Here is a 12744-nt window from a genome sequence, read left to right as displayed (position 1 = left end):
GTCCCGTCCTCGTCCGCTTCGTCATCGTCGACCGCACTGACCTGGCCGAACGTCGACGGAGGCATCTGCTGCGAGTCGCCGACGATGACGGCTGCGCGGCCCCGGCCGAGAGCACCGATGGCCTGGGCGACAGTCACCTGAGAAGCCTCGTCGAACACGACCAGGTCGAATGTCGCCGAACCCGGCGGGATGAACTGAGCCAATGACGTCGGGCTGACGAAGACACAGGGCGTCGCCGCCAGGATGTGGTGTGCATACCGTGCCATGAGGTTACGGAAGGATGCGCCGCCGCGTTTGCGTTCGAGCGCGCGACGGAGTTCGCCAACCTCACCCTGGAGCGCACCGGCCTGGAACGGACGACGTGACAGCAACAAGGCCGGCAATGCTTTGACCTGCTCGCCGCGTAGTGCGTCTGCACTACGCGTGAAGTCCGAGATCTCGCCGTCGCGTAAGGCGGGGGTGAAGTTGATGACCCCGGTGGCCCGACGCCGCTCCTCGAGCGAAGCACGTGCCGCGCCACAAATGAAAGCGACCGGCGCATCGGCCGCAGAAATCTGGCCGGTGAGAAGGGCTTCGACGAAGTCGTGCAGCTCGGCGCGACGCAACGGTTCGAGATATGCGGACATGCGTGACCACGCGAAGAATCGCTGAGAACCGCCGTACTGCGCCTCTTCTCGCACGACGCGGCTGTCGCGCTGCCATGCAGTGATCCAGTGGTCGCCATTCGTCCAACGTGCTACGTCGGCATCGGTGGTTCCGAGGCGCGGACGCAGGCTCACCCACGCGCCGCCCGCTTCATCGAGCACGCGGATCTCATGATCCGTCAGGAATCCGGCGGCTTCGAGCTCTTTCCACAATCCTGGCATTTCGTCGACGAAACGGATTGTGTCGTCGATGTATTGGAAGATCGGCCGTAACTCGTCGGTGCATGTGGGAGCGAGCGGATTCCAGGCGGGCGGAGCGAACGGCCCGAGGAGATCGCGGACGGTTGTACGGAGGTGCGCGATCTGTTCGCGGGTCATGGGGATCATCCGCAGCAACGGAAGCACGGCCTGGGGTGCGAGGTCGGCGTCCGGGTTGGCAAACGGTGCGAGACTTCGCTGGAACTGCTCGGCCTTCTTCTTCTTGCCGAAAAGGCCCTTGTCACACTCCTCCGCCTCGGCAATGAAGAAGTCGACGTCGCCCGATTCCAGGAACATCGGAATGAAGGTCCGCAACACCGGTGCGCAATTCTGATGTGCGCGGTTGATGTCGACGAACAGTGCTTCGCGTGCAGCAGCGAACTGCGGACCACGCATCCAAGCGAGCGTCGCTGCGTCGGGAACCGGACGGCCGAGCTGACGACGAGCCTGGGGGAGCAGCGCAATGACGTCCTCGGGCGTTTGCACTCGTTCGAGCATTGTGCGGGTCCGTGGATTCGCCAAAGCCGCATCGATTGTATCCGCGAAGCGAATCACAGCGAGGGAGACGTGCTGGTCTTCGACCCCCTGAGGCACGGACCCGGCAAGCGACCAGGGTGAGCCCGGGCGGATCTCCAACGAATGGGCGGCACGAGAGAAGAGCTCGAGGTTGTCTCGGATGGTGGCCCAAGGCTGAGTCGGTCGCGCGACGTACCAAGTTGGGATCGGAGCGACGGGTCCGTCGCCGACCTCCAGCGTCGCTTCGAAGGCACGCCACAACGAATGGTCGATGCCGTTGCGGCTGTGGATCTTGTGGGGATAGTCGGCGAGGGGCGCCAGCCTCGACCTGAATTCGGCAACCTTCGCGTCCCAGTTGTGGGAGTTGTAGTAGATGTTGTTGTCGATCGCGGCTTTGAGCTGTTCGCGAATTGCACTCGGGCTCTGACTCTTGCCGTGCAAGTCGAGTGCAAAGTTGCTCAGACCGACCTTCGATAGGCGCTTCTTGACCACGTCGAGTGCGGCCTGCTTCTCTGCCACGAACAGGACGGTCCTACCGCGTTCGAGCGCGTGCGCGATGAGATTGGTAATGGTCTGGGACTTGCCGGTCCCGGGAGGGCCTTCGATGACGAACGTGCGTCCGGATGCAGCCAACGCAACTGCTCGTAGTTGCGAGCCGTCCGCGGGGATGGGGACCGGGACGGACGCCTCGTCCACCTCCACCCTGTCGAGGCTTTCATTACCCTGAGGGTCACGGAACGACTCGCCGGCATGGTGCGTGAGGTGCCGGACGATCGGACTCTGCTCGAGGACATCCCAGTGCTCGTTGAGGTCCTTCCACATTCCGAAGGTGCCGAACTGACAAATTGCAACTGTGGCAACCTCGTCGACCCGCAGGTCGATGTTGTTCTCTACGAGAGCTGCTCGAATACCGCGAAGAGCGTGAACGATGTCGAGGCCGCTGTCGTCCAACTTCGGGGACTCGAGAGCTTCGATCGACACATTGTGCTTGAGACGAAGCCACTCGACGAGGCAATAGTTGGGAGTCGCGACCTCGGTCGTGTCGACGGTGATCTGGAACGGCTTCCGTCCGGTGCCGCCGACGATACGGATGGGCAACAAGAAGAGGGGAGCGCGAGCCTCCGCGCCGGTCGACGTGCGGTGAATGAGTGCGCCGAGCGTCAGATAGAGATTGGAGCTACCCGTCTCTTCGAGCATGGTGCGTGCCGTGCGAGCGAGTTCCTTGAACCGCTTGGCGTACAGATCACGCGAAACCGCGCCGTACAGCCGACGGTCGTCCGCGAGATAGGACAGGAGTACATCGGATGCGATCTCCGAGGCTCGCCGCGCGCCCTGCAATTCGTGGATCGACGCCAGATCATCGTTGGGAGTGAGAGTGATCGAGTCGCCGGAGTGAATGATGTCGTCGAGAAGCGGGAGTCCGTCCTGAGGTACATGGAGGTCGATGACCTGCTCGGACGGCTTCAAGTTCAAGAGGCGATTTCGAGTGCTCAGATCGAGCAGAGCGCGCTTCCACTTCCGAACTCTCGCGGGCGCGTGGTCCGTGGTGTCGAGGACGCCATCGTCGGTATTGCCGCGGGCTTTCAGTTCGTCGGGTAGCGAGAGGACGACGTCGTGAAGGTCGGCTTGCCGGGGTTGAGTCGTGGGCACAACGTCGTTGCCGGAAAGCAGTGGACGGATACCGCTCTTTCTGGCAGCGACGACATCGACAACACCACAAAGGGTGTCGGGAGACGCGAAGTGCTCCCGAGCACGCTTCATCGCCGCCTTGAAGTCTCCGGCATCGGTCTGGTTGTAGTAGACGGCATCCACAGCGACGGCTTTGCCGGACTCGACCAGATTGACGAGAGCGTTCGGCTCCAGGATCGTCGGGAGCGGAAGCAACGCATCGTCGATCAAGAATCCGGTGAAGGCATGACCGGTGACGAGCCAGAGCAAAGGGCGGAGTCCGGCTGCTTCGAGGCATGCGGCGTAGGTAACCGCCAGATCGATGCAGGTGCCGAAACTCTGGTCGAGAACCTGAGCCGTGGTGCGAACCTTCTGCCCGGTTTCTTCGAATGACGCAGGAGGATCGATGTATCGGATCCCTCGGGACCGCAGCGATTCGTAAATGGCAGTGGCGATGAGCGCGGCCCGTTCCGGACCGTTCTGATATCCCTCCAGTGACGAACTGCCGGTATTCGTGCGCAGCAGTTCGGCTGCATCGCTGAGGACCGACTGCACAGCCGATGTGTTGGGTTGGACGAATGCGGTCAGAGAGTCGTAGCAGATCGGGGCGTTGAACCACTCGTTGTGCGCAAGGATTTGCGTAACGCGTCGACATGAAATCCGCGGTAGCTGCCAGCGGGTCGCTCAGCAGTGCAAGTACCCCTGCCCCCAATCCCTGTTGAACACTGCATTCGGAACGGAGATAGTCCGCCGAAGCCAGTGCGTCGTCTGCAATGCCTTCGAAAAGCACCGCAACACCTGCTACCTGCTTGGGAACTGCTCTGAATTCCTCGTAAACCACTACTTCATCCTCTGGAATCGAATCAGGTGGGTCGGAGCGTGGCGATGATGTCGTCGGCGACATCGACGTCGTACGCGCCTTCGTTGACCTGCACCATCAACACCACGGTTTGCGCCGTCGCATAGCCCGGGGTGGCAACGATGTCGAACCGGGCGGCGTCGGGTTCGCAACCACTGACCTCCGGAATATCAGTGATACGGGCGAAAATTCGAATGGCGGGGCGGTCAGCGATCTCGAACCATACGGGTGCGGCGTACTCGATTGTCGGCCGCGTGCCGGCGTTGTCGTCGAAGATCCACTCGACGTCTCGGATCCTCTCGGTAGCAACGGTTTCGAGGTCGATATCTCGCGAGCCCGCCACGCCGGACATCGCCAGCCAGCCTCCGTCTTTTTCGGGACAGGACCCGTAGCCGAACGAACCAATGCTGCCGTAGACGGCATGGCCTTCCTCACCGGACCATCCGGAGCTAGCGCCGTGGTCGTTCTTCCAGTCCGCCGGAATCTCATAGGTGAGGCCGTATCTGGTGTCGATCGGTTGCGGTTGCCCTGGCTCGACGTCGATCTTCGGTGGGGGAAACAACATGGAGGGAAAACCCTCCGGAAGGGGAGGTCGCGTGGTCTGCGGTGTGGAGGGGTCCGGTGCCGCGGCGGTGGTCGGCACCAAGGTGGGTACTGACGGGACTTCGGGACCGAGAACCGAGGACACCCGAGGAAGTAGCAGCAGTGCTGTTATCCCGCCGATTATCGGCAACACCTTACGCAGCAGAAACGACTTCACGTGCCCCCCTTCGACTCGATCTCGACCCCCTCGAGACCAGCGCGGAGACTGTAACAGGTGGCCCCATTGGACTCGTCGAGCGTGGTGCGTGGCCGCACGCTGCCGATCGTGGATTTCGCAGGTCGGTCGAGGTGGTGCTGGCCTTGGTAAGTTGCTTACGTCGGCCGGAGTGTCCCAATGATCTCGTCTGCGACACCGACATCGTATGCGCCGTCGATGCCTTCGTGTATCTCGACCATCAGCACCATGGTTTCCGCAGTGGCGTATCCAGGTGTCGCAACAATGTCGAATAAGGCGGCTTCGGGGTCGCACTCGCTGACCTGCGGGATGTCCGTGACGTGGGCGGAGAGTCGGACGGCCGGACGACCGGCCACCTCGAACCACACAGGTTCGGCGTACTCGACCGTCGGTAGTGTGCCCGCGTCGTCGTCGAAGATCCACTCAACAGCTCGAATCTCCTTCGACGCGACCGCAAGAAGGTCGAGATCTCGTGAACCTGCAGCACCCGACATCGCCAGCTGAGCGCTTTCGATCGCCGAGCAGAAATCTTCGCCGAAATGCCCGATTGCCCCGAAGATCGCCCGGTCGTTCTTGTTCGACCACCCGGCGATAGAGCGGTAGTCGTTGGTCCAGTCCGGCGGAATGTCGTACGTGAGACCGTACCTGGTGCTGATCGGTTGCGGTTCGCCCGGAGCGACGGTCATCTGAGACGGCGGACGCAGCATCGAGGGGAACCCCTCCGGCAAGGGCGGGGGAGAGGTTCGTGGGCCCGTGTGTGTGGATGGAGCGGATGTCGTCGGTACCAAGGTCGGTACCGATGGATTCTCAGGACCCAGAAGCGCGGACACCCGAGGAAGTAGCAGCAGCGCCGTTATCCCACCAATTATCGGCAGCACCCTGCGCAGCAGAAAAGATTTCACGTGCCCCCTTCGACTTGATCTCGACCCCCTCGGGACCGGCGCGGAGACTGTAACAGGCGCAACTCGACGCGCTGAACCGAGGTTCGCTCGCGCTACACGCGGGGCGAGCCTCGGTTCAGCGCGCGAGAGTTAAAGGGACGCAACCGCTCCCACGCCTATGCGAGACGTCACCAGTGGATGGTGGCCACGGAATCCAGTGGCTCGGCGATCGTCTCCGCCGCGACCTGCAGATCCGCATCACGCAACGCCTGCGGGAACCGCAGCAATGCGCGCTGTTCGATCTCGGCCAGCGGAACCTGGAAGACCCGGAACTCGTCGAGGTCGAGCACCTCGAGCTGGTCGAGGTTCTGGCTCAGCAGGAAGCCTCGGGCCTCGAGCTCGCCGTTTTCCACGAACACGAGCACCTTCCAGAACTCGCGGGGGATCTTCACCCTCCTGAACTCGCGGTCGTCGTCCGCGAACACCGGACCGCCGAACGCCGATACCTTCAGATCATCGACGTCCACGTCTGCGAAGACCGCGTCCTCGAGCTTGCCCCAGACGCCGTCGCGGGCGCTCTGGTTGAAGTCGTCTATCTGCGGGGTGATGTTGGTGTAGAAGAACGAATCGGTGTTCGCCTTCGTTGCTTCGCTCGTGCTGCCCCACAGCAGGTCGGCACGTCGTGCGAGGTGCCCGCGATCGAGTCGGTTCGCTCGATACAGCTCGTTGCCGACCTGGGCGTCCGCTGCCAGCCGTGGATCCTTGACGAAGTCGATGTTCTTGCGGCTGAGCTTCTTCATCGAACCGCCGTCGATGTTCCACGCCACCCAGGCCGCGAACCGGCGCGACTTCCGCATCGCCAGCGAGAAGTGCGTGTAGTGCAGCACTTCGGAGCCGTCGTCGGCCTTCGCGATGTCGGGCTTCACCTCGGCCGTCACTTCGGGAAGCGGGACGGGTGTCGACAGGAAGTTCGGGTCGTAGCCGAGGGCCGCGACCGCCTCTTCCGACGCCGGCGGGGTGAGGGTTATGCCCAGCTTCTCGAAGACGGACTGCGGCAGGCACGCCAGCGCGTGCTCGTCGGAGCTGCCGTTCGCTTCGCCGGCGAAATGCAGTCCGGCCAGGACGGTGGTCGCCGCGCCGGTTCCGGACCGGAACATCCACGCCGCTCCGGAGTCGCCGCCGCCGCTGATCTCGCCGTCGGCCGCCGGCTGCTTCGGGTCGGGCCCGATTTCGAACCCACCGATGGACTTCGTGCCGACCCCTCGATACGTGATCTTGGCGATCACATCGACACGACGCACCAGACCGTGGGTGATGCCGGTGGTACGACCACTCTTGATCACCTTGTCGCCGAGTTCGGGTTCGCCGATCGCGTCCGGAACGACGCCGAGCCCACAGATCTCAGGATCGAACTGGCGATCCTCGATGGTCGATACTGCGCAGTCCCCGGCCGGTCCCAGGTGCGACCGTACGAGCTGTCCCACTCGGTTGTCGCCGATCCGGTTGTCATCGTGCGGACCGGGCTGGACGATCGTGTCACCCACCCGACCCGTCGCGTTGTGCAGCACGTGCCAGTTGCTGAGCATGTACGGGGTGTGGTTGTCGACGTCGTAGACGATGCATCCGATCGTCCCGGCACTGACACTCGTGTGCCCGACGCTCACACCCGGGACGATCGGATCCAGCCGCGTCTTCCGGGGCGGCGTCGCGGCCTCCGGGACGCGGCGGAATGCGGGTTCGTACGATCGTTCGATCACATCGGTCGGAACCTCCACACCGTTCACGGTGATGCTCTCGGGAAGCGGGGAGGTGCCCAGTGCTTCGAGAGCTTCGGGCTCCGATACCTTCTCGTTCACCGTGAACTGCACGGCGAGCTCGTCGGTCGGTTTGCCGTCCACGTGTTTGTATCCGACGCCGACGGACGAGACGTTCGGATCGTCGAGGTAGTCGGCGCCCTTGGTGCGGATGAACTTCCGCAGAGCGACGGCGAGCTCGTCCTTCTCGGGGCGGGGTGTGCGACCGTTTCCGCGATTCTTTGTAACCATGTTCGATCCTTGTGGATGCGGCGCGGCGATGACGCGGCGCCGTCGGGTGGATGAGCCGGAAGCCGATCAGCTGAGTACGACCGTGTGGTCCAGGCTCGTGGTGGGAACGATCAGCTTCTGGAGACCGCGGTTCGTTCCCGATGAGCCGGCGGTGTTCCAGCACCAGTCGAATGCCTGCTGCGGCAGGTTGGTGACGAACGGCCCGTTCCATTCGGGGCTGCCACCTTCGCCGTGCGCGTAGAAGAAAAACTTGCTACCACCGACGAATCCCGACCGGACCTTGGCCGTGGCACCCGGTGTGAGCCGCCACCAGCCCTTCTTCGCCCAGTCGCCGCCGTCCGGGCATCCCGGTGAACTGTATGCATATGCAACCCAGACGGATTCGCCCGTCCGATTGCGGAAGAAGAGTCCCATGATCTATTCCTGTGTCGTGAGCGGTGGGTCGGCCGGCAGATCGGCGTCCCCGTTGTCGTCGGTGGACTCGTTCGAGCCGGGGAAGTGCTCCGAGGCGGTTGCCGTGGAGGCCTGCGAGTCGGTATCGGGTTTGTCGACGGTCGGTGTCACCGGCATCGATTCGTCGGCCAGGGAGAGTGCGGCAGCCTCGGCTTCGTCCAACAGCCGCCACTGTCCGGGTTGCGTACTCATTCTCGGGACTCCGATCTGGAGGAACGCGGATCCGTCCGCGGTCTGTGAGAAGAAAGCTACGAGCGCGCAAGCACTCCGGGGAGAGTAGGCGGCTACTCGATTCGTGGTGGGACAGTGCATTCGGCACTGCGGGATGGGGTCATTGCCTCCGTCACTGCGAACCGTGCACGGGGTCGTGCCTCGTGTGGCGAACGAGTAGTGGAGTACTCGTGTCGGGACGTATCCGTCGGTTCTACGGTCAACGCGGATCGAAGAATTGCAGGAGCTCCCAACAGAGGTTGCGAGATGCGCACGCTCGAAGGCTTCAGAACAACGTCACGGTTCCGCACGACGCTTGCTTCCGCGGCGTTGGTGTTGTGTGCCGCGGGTACTGCCGGGTGCGATCGCACCACGGAGGAATCTCGTATACCCGCATCGTCGGTAACCCGGGGTCCGGTCCCGACCTTATCGGAGTCCATATCCACGACGGTCGAGGCCACCGGTTGGTTTGAGGCGACGTCGCCAATTGGGGCTACACCATACGTAGTTCCGGAACGCTCGGTTGGCTCCGAGCCTGCGTCGGCAGACCCTTTTCTCGGCCCAACATTCGAGTCGCCCTCGATAGCGCCGACAGAGGTAGAAATGACGTCGAGTCCCCAGCCGGGTGTGCGGGGTGTCGAAGAACCATCTCCCGGGCATGCGCCGACCCCTCATGAGTGACGAAATAACCCGGACAACGGGATATCCGACGCACATGTGGGTCGGCCTGCTCGCCGGCATCGTCGCGCCGACGACCTTGCTGACGGGTCTGTGCTACTACTTCGGTTTCGTCTCCGCCCGAGCGTATTTCGCGTACTTCGGTGTCGACACCGGCGCTTTCGGTTTCACGACGGCCGACTACGTGTTGCGCAGCGTCAGCGTCCTGTATCCCGCGCTCGTCTCGTTCCTCGCGGTGGCGTGTGTGGCGTTCTGGATCCGCACCTACGGTCTGCGGTTGGTTCGGCGAGGCCGGCAACGTCGAGTCGTCCGGCACGCCGGATGGAGCGCGATCGGCGTAGGAGTCCTGCTCGTAGCCCTGTCGGTGTCGGCCGTGATGGTGCCGCGGTTCTCCCCGGTGCGCAGCGCGACGCTCGTTCCGATCCTGCTGGCGGCGGGAGCGGTGCTGATCATCGTCGGAGTCGGCATCCGGTCGGCGCTGGGGACGGGCGGCGTCGCGACGGTGTCGGCAGCGGAGCGCTCGACCTGGCTGTTCGCGGGTGTCGCGCTCGTATTGGCGCTGTTCTGGTGCACCAACATCTTCGCAACCGAGTACGGCCGCGGGCAGGCTCAGAACGTCGCGGCCGACCTGTGGGACAAGGAGACCGTCGTCGTCCTGGACACCGCCGATCGCCTGTACGCGCCTGCGAACCTCGTCCACGAGACGGTTCTCGAGCCGAGTTCGGAGGAACGATTCGGTTATCGGTACCAATGCCTGAGAACGCTGTTGGTCGGACAGAACTACTGGGTGCTGCTGCCTGCGCGGTGGACGACCCAGTACGGATACGTCCTGGTTCTCCCCGCCGACGAGTACTCGCGCATCAGCATGACGCGGCTGGAAGGGATCGACGAGACCGACGCGGCGAACTGGGATGGGGAATGGACGTGCCCGGAGGTCGCCCCGTTCTGAGACGCCACGTGACGACATTCGCGTAGCGCACTACTCGTGCCTGCCGCACCCCGCCGCGTGACGATCGTTGCACCAGCTTCGAACCGATGCGGCAAGGACGAATCGACATGCCGAAGAACATCATCTATTGCGCTGACGGAACCTGGAACTCGGGAGAGCGTACGCGCACGAATGTGTACCGCTTCCACGAAGCGCTGGCGACGACCACCACTCAGGACAAGATCTACGACCCCGGAGTGGGTACGGAAGGGAACCTGCTGTCCCGCTTGCGCGGTGGCGCCTTCGGGCACGGTCTGATCGAGAACGTACGGGAAGGCTACGGACGTATCGCCGACGCCTTCGAGGAAGGTGACCGTCTCTTCCTCGTCGGCTTCAGCCGCGGCGCGTACACCGCGCGGAGCCTCGGCGGCATGATTGCCTACTGCGGGCTGCCGTCCCGTCGTCCCACCGGTCGCCTCGTCGATCAGGCCTTCCACGCCTACCGCAACCGGACAGGCGACGACTCGAAGTGGGCCGGTCCTCGTGACGGAATCCGTATGGTCGACGGGCACATCGAGATGATCGGCGTGTGGGACACGGTCGGAACACTCGGAATCCCGGGTGCGCTCTTCGGTCGGCTCGACCAGAAGGACTACGGCTTCCTGGATACCCGGCTCCATCGGGACGTCAAGGCCGGCTACCACGCGCTGTCGCTCGACGAGCGGCGCCGCCAGTTCCCACCGACCCTCTGGGAAGGCCCAGCGGCGGACGGGCAGACCATCGAACAGGTGTGGTTCGCGGGAGTGCATTGCGACGTCGGCGGTGGCTTCCCGACGACCTCGCTCGCCGACATCAGCCTCGCCTGGATGTTGTCGAACGCCGAAAGGCACGGCGTCGAGATCGACCCGGCCGTCGCGGCGACCTATCCCGCACTCCTACTGGATTGCACCGCGGCGCTCGGACCGGTCCACGAGTCGTGGAACCCCCTGTGGGGCTTCCCGCATCGCCGGACGGTGGGGGACGATGCGCGCGTGGCCGACTCGGTGGTCTTCCGGGTGACCATGAACTCCCGGTACTCACCTCCGCTGACCATGGACAACAACCCCCGGCGGCTGTCGGCGTCGTACCGGCTCGCCTCGGTGGTTCGCATCTAGCCGGTCTCCACCGGCATCGATATCGACGACGGGAACCTCGATGTTCACACCTTTGCTGTTACCGACTCGCCGTCCACGTCGGCACCACTCCACGATGAAGTTGTCGCCCCTGCTCTCCGGTCGCCTCCCGTGGATCGGGGCCGAGGTGGTCGGGCGGATCCCGGTCGCTCGACGGCAGGCCAGCAGACTGGCGATCGAGAAGTATGCCAACGCTGTGCCGCCGCGTCCGCGCCCGCTGACGCTGGCTGCCGACTACACGACGTGGACGAGTCTGACCGACCGCACCTACAGCGGTCGTCACCTCCCTCCGTCCACCACACCGCCGGAGGAATTGCCGGCGGTCGGGGACGTGGTAGCGCTGTTCCGGCGCACCCGTGAGATTCCCTCGACCGACACGAGCGTGTGGTTCGCGTTCTTCGCGCAGTGGTTCACCGACAGCTTCCTGCGCACGAACAGGAAGGACCCGCGGAAGAACGACTCGAACCACGAGATCGACCTGTGTCAGATCTACGGGGTGAATCAGGACAAGACTGCGATGCTGCGGGCAGGCTACGGGGGTCGCCTCGACAGTCAGGTCATCGACGAGGAGGAATATCCGCCCTTCCTGTTCGCCGAGCGCAAGCCGGGGGAGGAGCTGCAGTTCATTCCGAAGTTCGCGAAGCTGCACAACCGGAAGTACCTGCTGGAGACGGTTCTCCGACTGTGCCCGGACGAGCGGAAGGGGTCGGTGTTCGCGGTCGGACTCGAGCACGGCAACAGCACGATCGGCAACACCGTGCTGAACGTGCTGTTCCTCCGTGAACACAACCGGATCGCCGGCATTCTCGAAGGCGCGTACCCGGAGTGGGACGACGACCGGTTGTTCGAGACCACCCGCAACATCATGATCGTCATCCTGTTGAAGATCGTCATCGAGGAGTACATCAAACACATCGGACCGTTCGACTTCCCGATCGAGTTCGTCCCGTTCATGGCGGACAAAGCGCCGTGGAACAGAACGAACTGGTGTGCAATCGAATTCAACCTCCTGTACCGGTGGCATTCGCTGATTCCGGATTCGGTGGTGTTCGATTCGCAGCGGGTGAGTACGCGGATATTCGTCGACAACAATTCCTTGGTGATCGACAGGGGCATCGAGTCGATCATCGACCAGTGCTCGCGGCAGAAGGCGTCGAGGATCGGCCTCGGGAACACCCCGGCCTTCCTGGTCGACCGTCATCCGATGTGCCCCGACCTTGAGTCGGTGGAGGAGAGGACCATCGGGCTGATGCGTCAGGCGCGGCTGCGTTCGTTCAACGACTACCGGGAGGCGTTCGGACTCGGACGACTGACGAGCTTCGCCGAACTCACCGGGGACGTCGAGGTGCAGCAGAAGCTCGCGCGGCTCCACGGCGATGTCGACGCGGTCGAGTGGTACGTGGGGATCTTCGCCGAGGACTATCCCCGGCACCGCATGATGGGGGAGCTGCTGACCACGATGGTCGCCCACGACGCGTTCACGCAGGCGTTCACGAACCCGCTGCTGGCGCGCCACGTCTACCACGAGGACACCTTCTCCGAGGTCGGTATGGGGATCATCGAGCAGACGCACTGCCTGCAGCAGATCGTCGAACGAAACTCGAGCACCTGCGACAAGGCGTACGCGAGCTTCCGCATCGAGTGAGCGGGCCTG

Annotated in this window: 9 protein-coding genes and 1 pseudogene; 4 read left to right on the top strand and 6 right to left on the bottom strand. The window is 63.6% G+C overall.

Annotated elements, in window-relative coordinates; genetic code table 11:
- Nucleotides 1-107: 107 nt before the first annotated feature.
- Nucleotides 108-3068 (bottom strand): annotated as a pseudogene (locus GON09_RS28320) (DUF4011 domain-containing protein); the annotation flags it as partial.
- On the opposite strand from GON09_RS28320, the gene GON09_RS28865 reads away from it, so the two are divergent.
- The gene (locus tag GON09_RS28865) at nucleotides 3033-3479 is read left to right on the top strand and encodes a hypothetical protein (protein ID WP_307854348.1); all 447 of its coding nucleotides are present in this window, start codon (nucleotides 3033-3035) and stop codon (nucleotides 3477-3479) included. The pseudogene GON09_RS28320 and the gene GON09_RS28865 overlap by 36 nt on opposite strands.
- Nucleotides 3480-3949: 470 nt before the next feature.
- Here the strand turns inward: GON09_RS28865 and GON09_RS10395 are convergent, their stop codons facing one another.
- The 5 genes from GON09_RS10395 to GON09_RS10375 form a co-directional block, all read right to left on the bottom strand.
- Nucleotides 3950-4705, bottom strand: a complete 756-nt coding sequence (locus GON09_RS10395) for a hypothetical protein (RefSeq protein WP_244865472.1) — start codon at nucleotides 4703-4705, stop codon at nucleotides 3950-3952.
- A 155-nt stretch (nucleotides 4706-4860) separates the two neighbouring features.
- On the bottom strand, nucleotides 4861-5409 hold the full coding sequence (locus tag GON09_RS10390; protein WP_244865471.1) for a hypothetical protein: 549 nt from the start codon (nucleotides 5407-5409) through the stop codon (nucleotides 4861-4863).
- Nucleotides 5410-5792: 383 nt separating this feature from the next.
- Nucleotides 5793-7649 (bottom strand): DNA/RNA non-specific endonuclease, encoded by a 1857-nt coding sequence (locus tag GON09_RS10385; protein WP_213931727.1) that lies wholly within the window; start codon nucleotides 7647-7649, stop codon nucleotides 5793-5795.
- 66 nt (nucleotides 7650-7715) lie between these two features.
- The gene (locus GON09_RS10380) at nucleotides 7716-8063 is read right to left on the bottom strand and encodes a DUF1036 domain-containing protein (protein ID WP_213931726.1); all 348 of its coding nucleotides are present in this window, start codon (nucleotides 8061-8063) and stop codon (nucleotides 7716-7718) included.
- Nucleotides 8064-8066: 3 nt separating this feature from the next.
- The gene (locus tag GON09_RS10375; protein WP_016934414.1) at nucleotides 8067-8294 is read right to left on the bottom strand and encodes a hypothetical protein; all 228 of its coding nucleotides are present in this window, start codon (nucleotides 8292-8294) and stop codon (nucleotides 8067-8069) included.
- A 691-nt stretch (nucleotides 8295-8985) separates the two neighbouring features.
- Between GON09_RS10375 and GON09_RS10370 the strand changes: the two genes are divergently transcribed.
- From GON09_RS10370 to GON09_RS10360, 3 genes are all read left to right on the top strand, one after another.
- Nucleotides 8986-9939, top strand: coding sequence for a hypothetical protein (locus tag GON09_RS10370; RefSeq protein WP_213931725.1), 954 nt, complete (start codon nucleotides 8986-8988; stop codon nucleotides 9937-9939).
- Nucleotides 9940-10046: 107 nt separating this feature from the next.
- Nucleotides 10047-11072, top strand: coding sequence for a DUF2235 domain-containing protein (locus tag GON09_RS10365; RefSeq protein ID WP_244865470.1), 1026 nt, complete (start codon nucleotides 10047-10049; stop codon nucleotides 11070-11072).
- Between the two features lie 94 nt (nucleotides 11073-11166).
- Entirely contained in the window at nucleotides 11167-12735 is a 1569-nt protein-coding gene (locus GON09_RS10360; protein WP_213931723.1) for a peroxidase family protein, read from the top strand.
- The last annotated feature ends 9 nt before the right edge of the window (nucleotides 12736-12744 follow it).

The sequence above is a fragment of the Rhodococcus sp. B50 genome, from assembly GCF_013602415.1.
In the GTDB taxonomy this organism is placed as follows: Bacteria; Actinomycetota; Actinomycetes; order Mycobacteriales; family Mycobacteriaceae; genus Rhodococcus.
The sequence above is the reverse complement of the archived record's forward strand: the minus strand, read 5'-3'. Positions and strand labels throughout refer to the sequence as shown.

Bases quoted from the DNA above. Each gene is read 5' to 3' on its own strand.
- GON09_RS10370 (WP_213931725.1), top strand. From the start codon at position 8,986: ATGAGTGACGAAATAACCCGGACAACGGGATATCCGACGCACATGTGG.
- GON09_RS10385 (WP_213931727.1), bottom strand. From the start codon at position 7,649: ATGGTTACAAAGAATCGCGGAAACGGTCGCACACCCCGCCCCGAGAAG.
- GON09_RS10380 (WP_213931726.1), bottom strand. From the start codon at position 8,063: ATGGGACTCTTCTTCCGCAATCGGACGGGCGAATCCGTCTGGGTTGCA.
- GON09_RS10365 (WP_244865470.1), top strand. From the start codon at position 10,047: ATGCCGAAGAACATCATCTATTGCGCTGACGGAACCTGGAACTCGGGA.
- GON09_RS10390 (WP_244865471.1), bottom strand. From the start codon at position 5,409: ATGACCGTCGCTCCGGGCGAACCGCAACCGATCAGCACCAGGTACGGT.
- GON09_RS10360 (WP_213931723.1), top strand. From the start codon at position 11,167: ATGAAGTTGTCGCCCCTGCTCTCCGGTCGCCTCCCGTGGATCGGGGCC.
- GON09_RS10375 (WP_016934414.1), bottom strand. From the start codon at position 8,294: ATGAGTACGCAACCCGGACAGTGGCGGCTGTTGGACGAAGCCGAGGCT.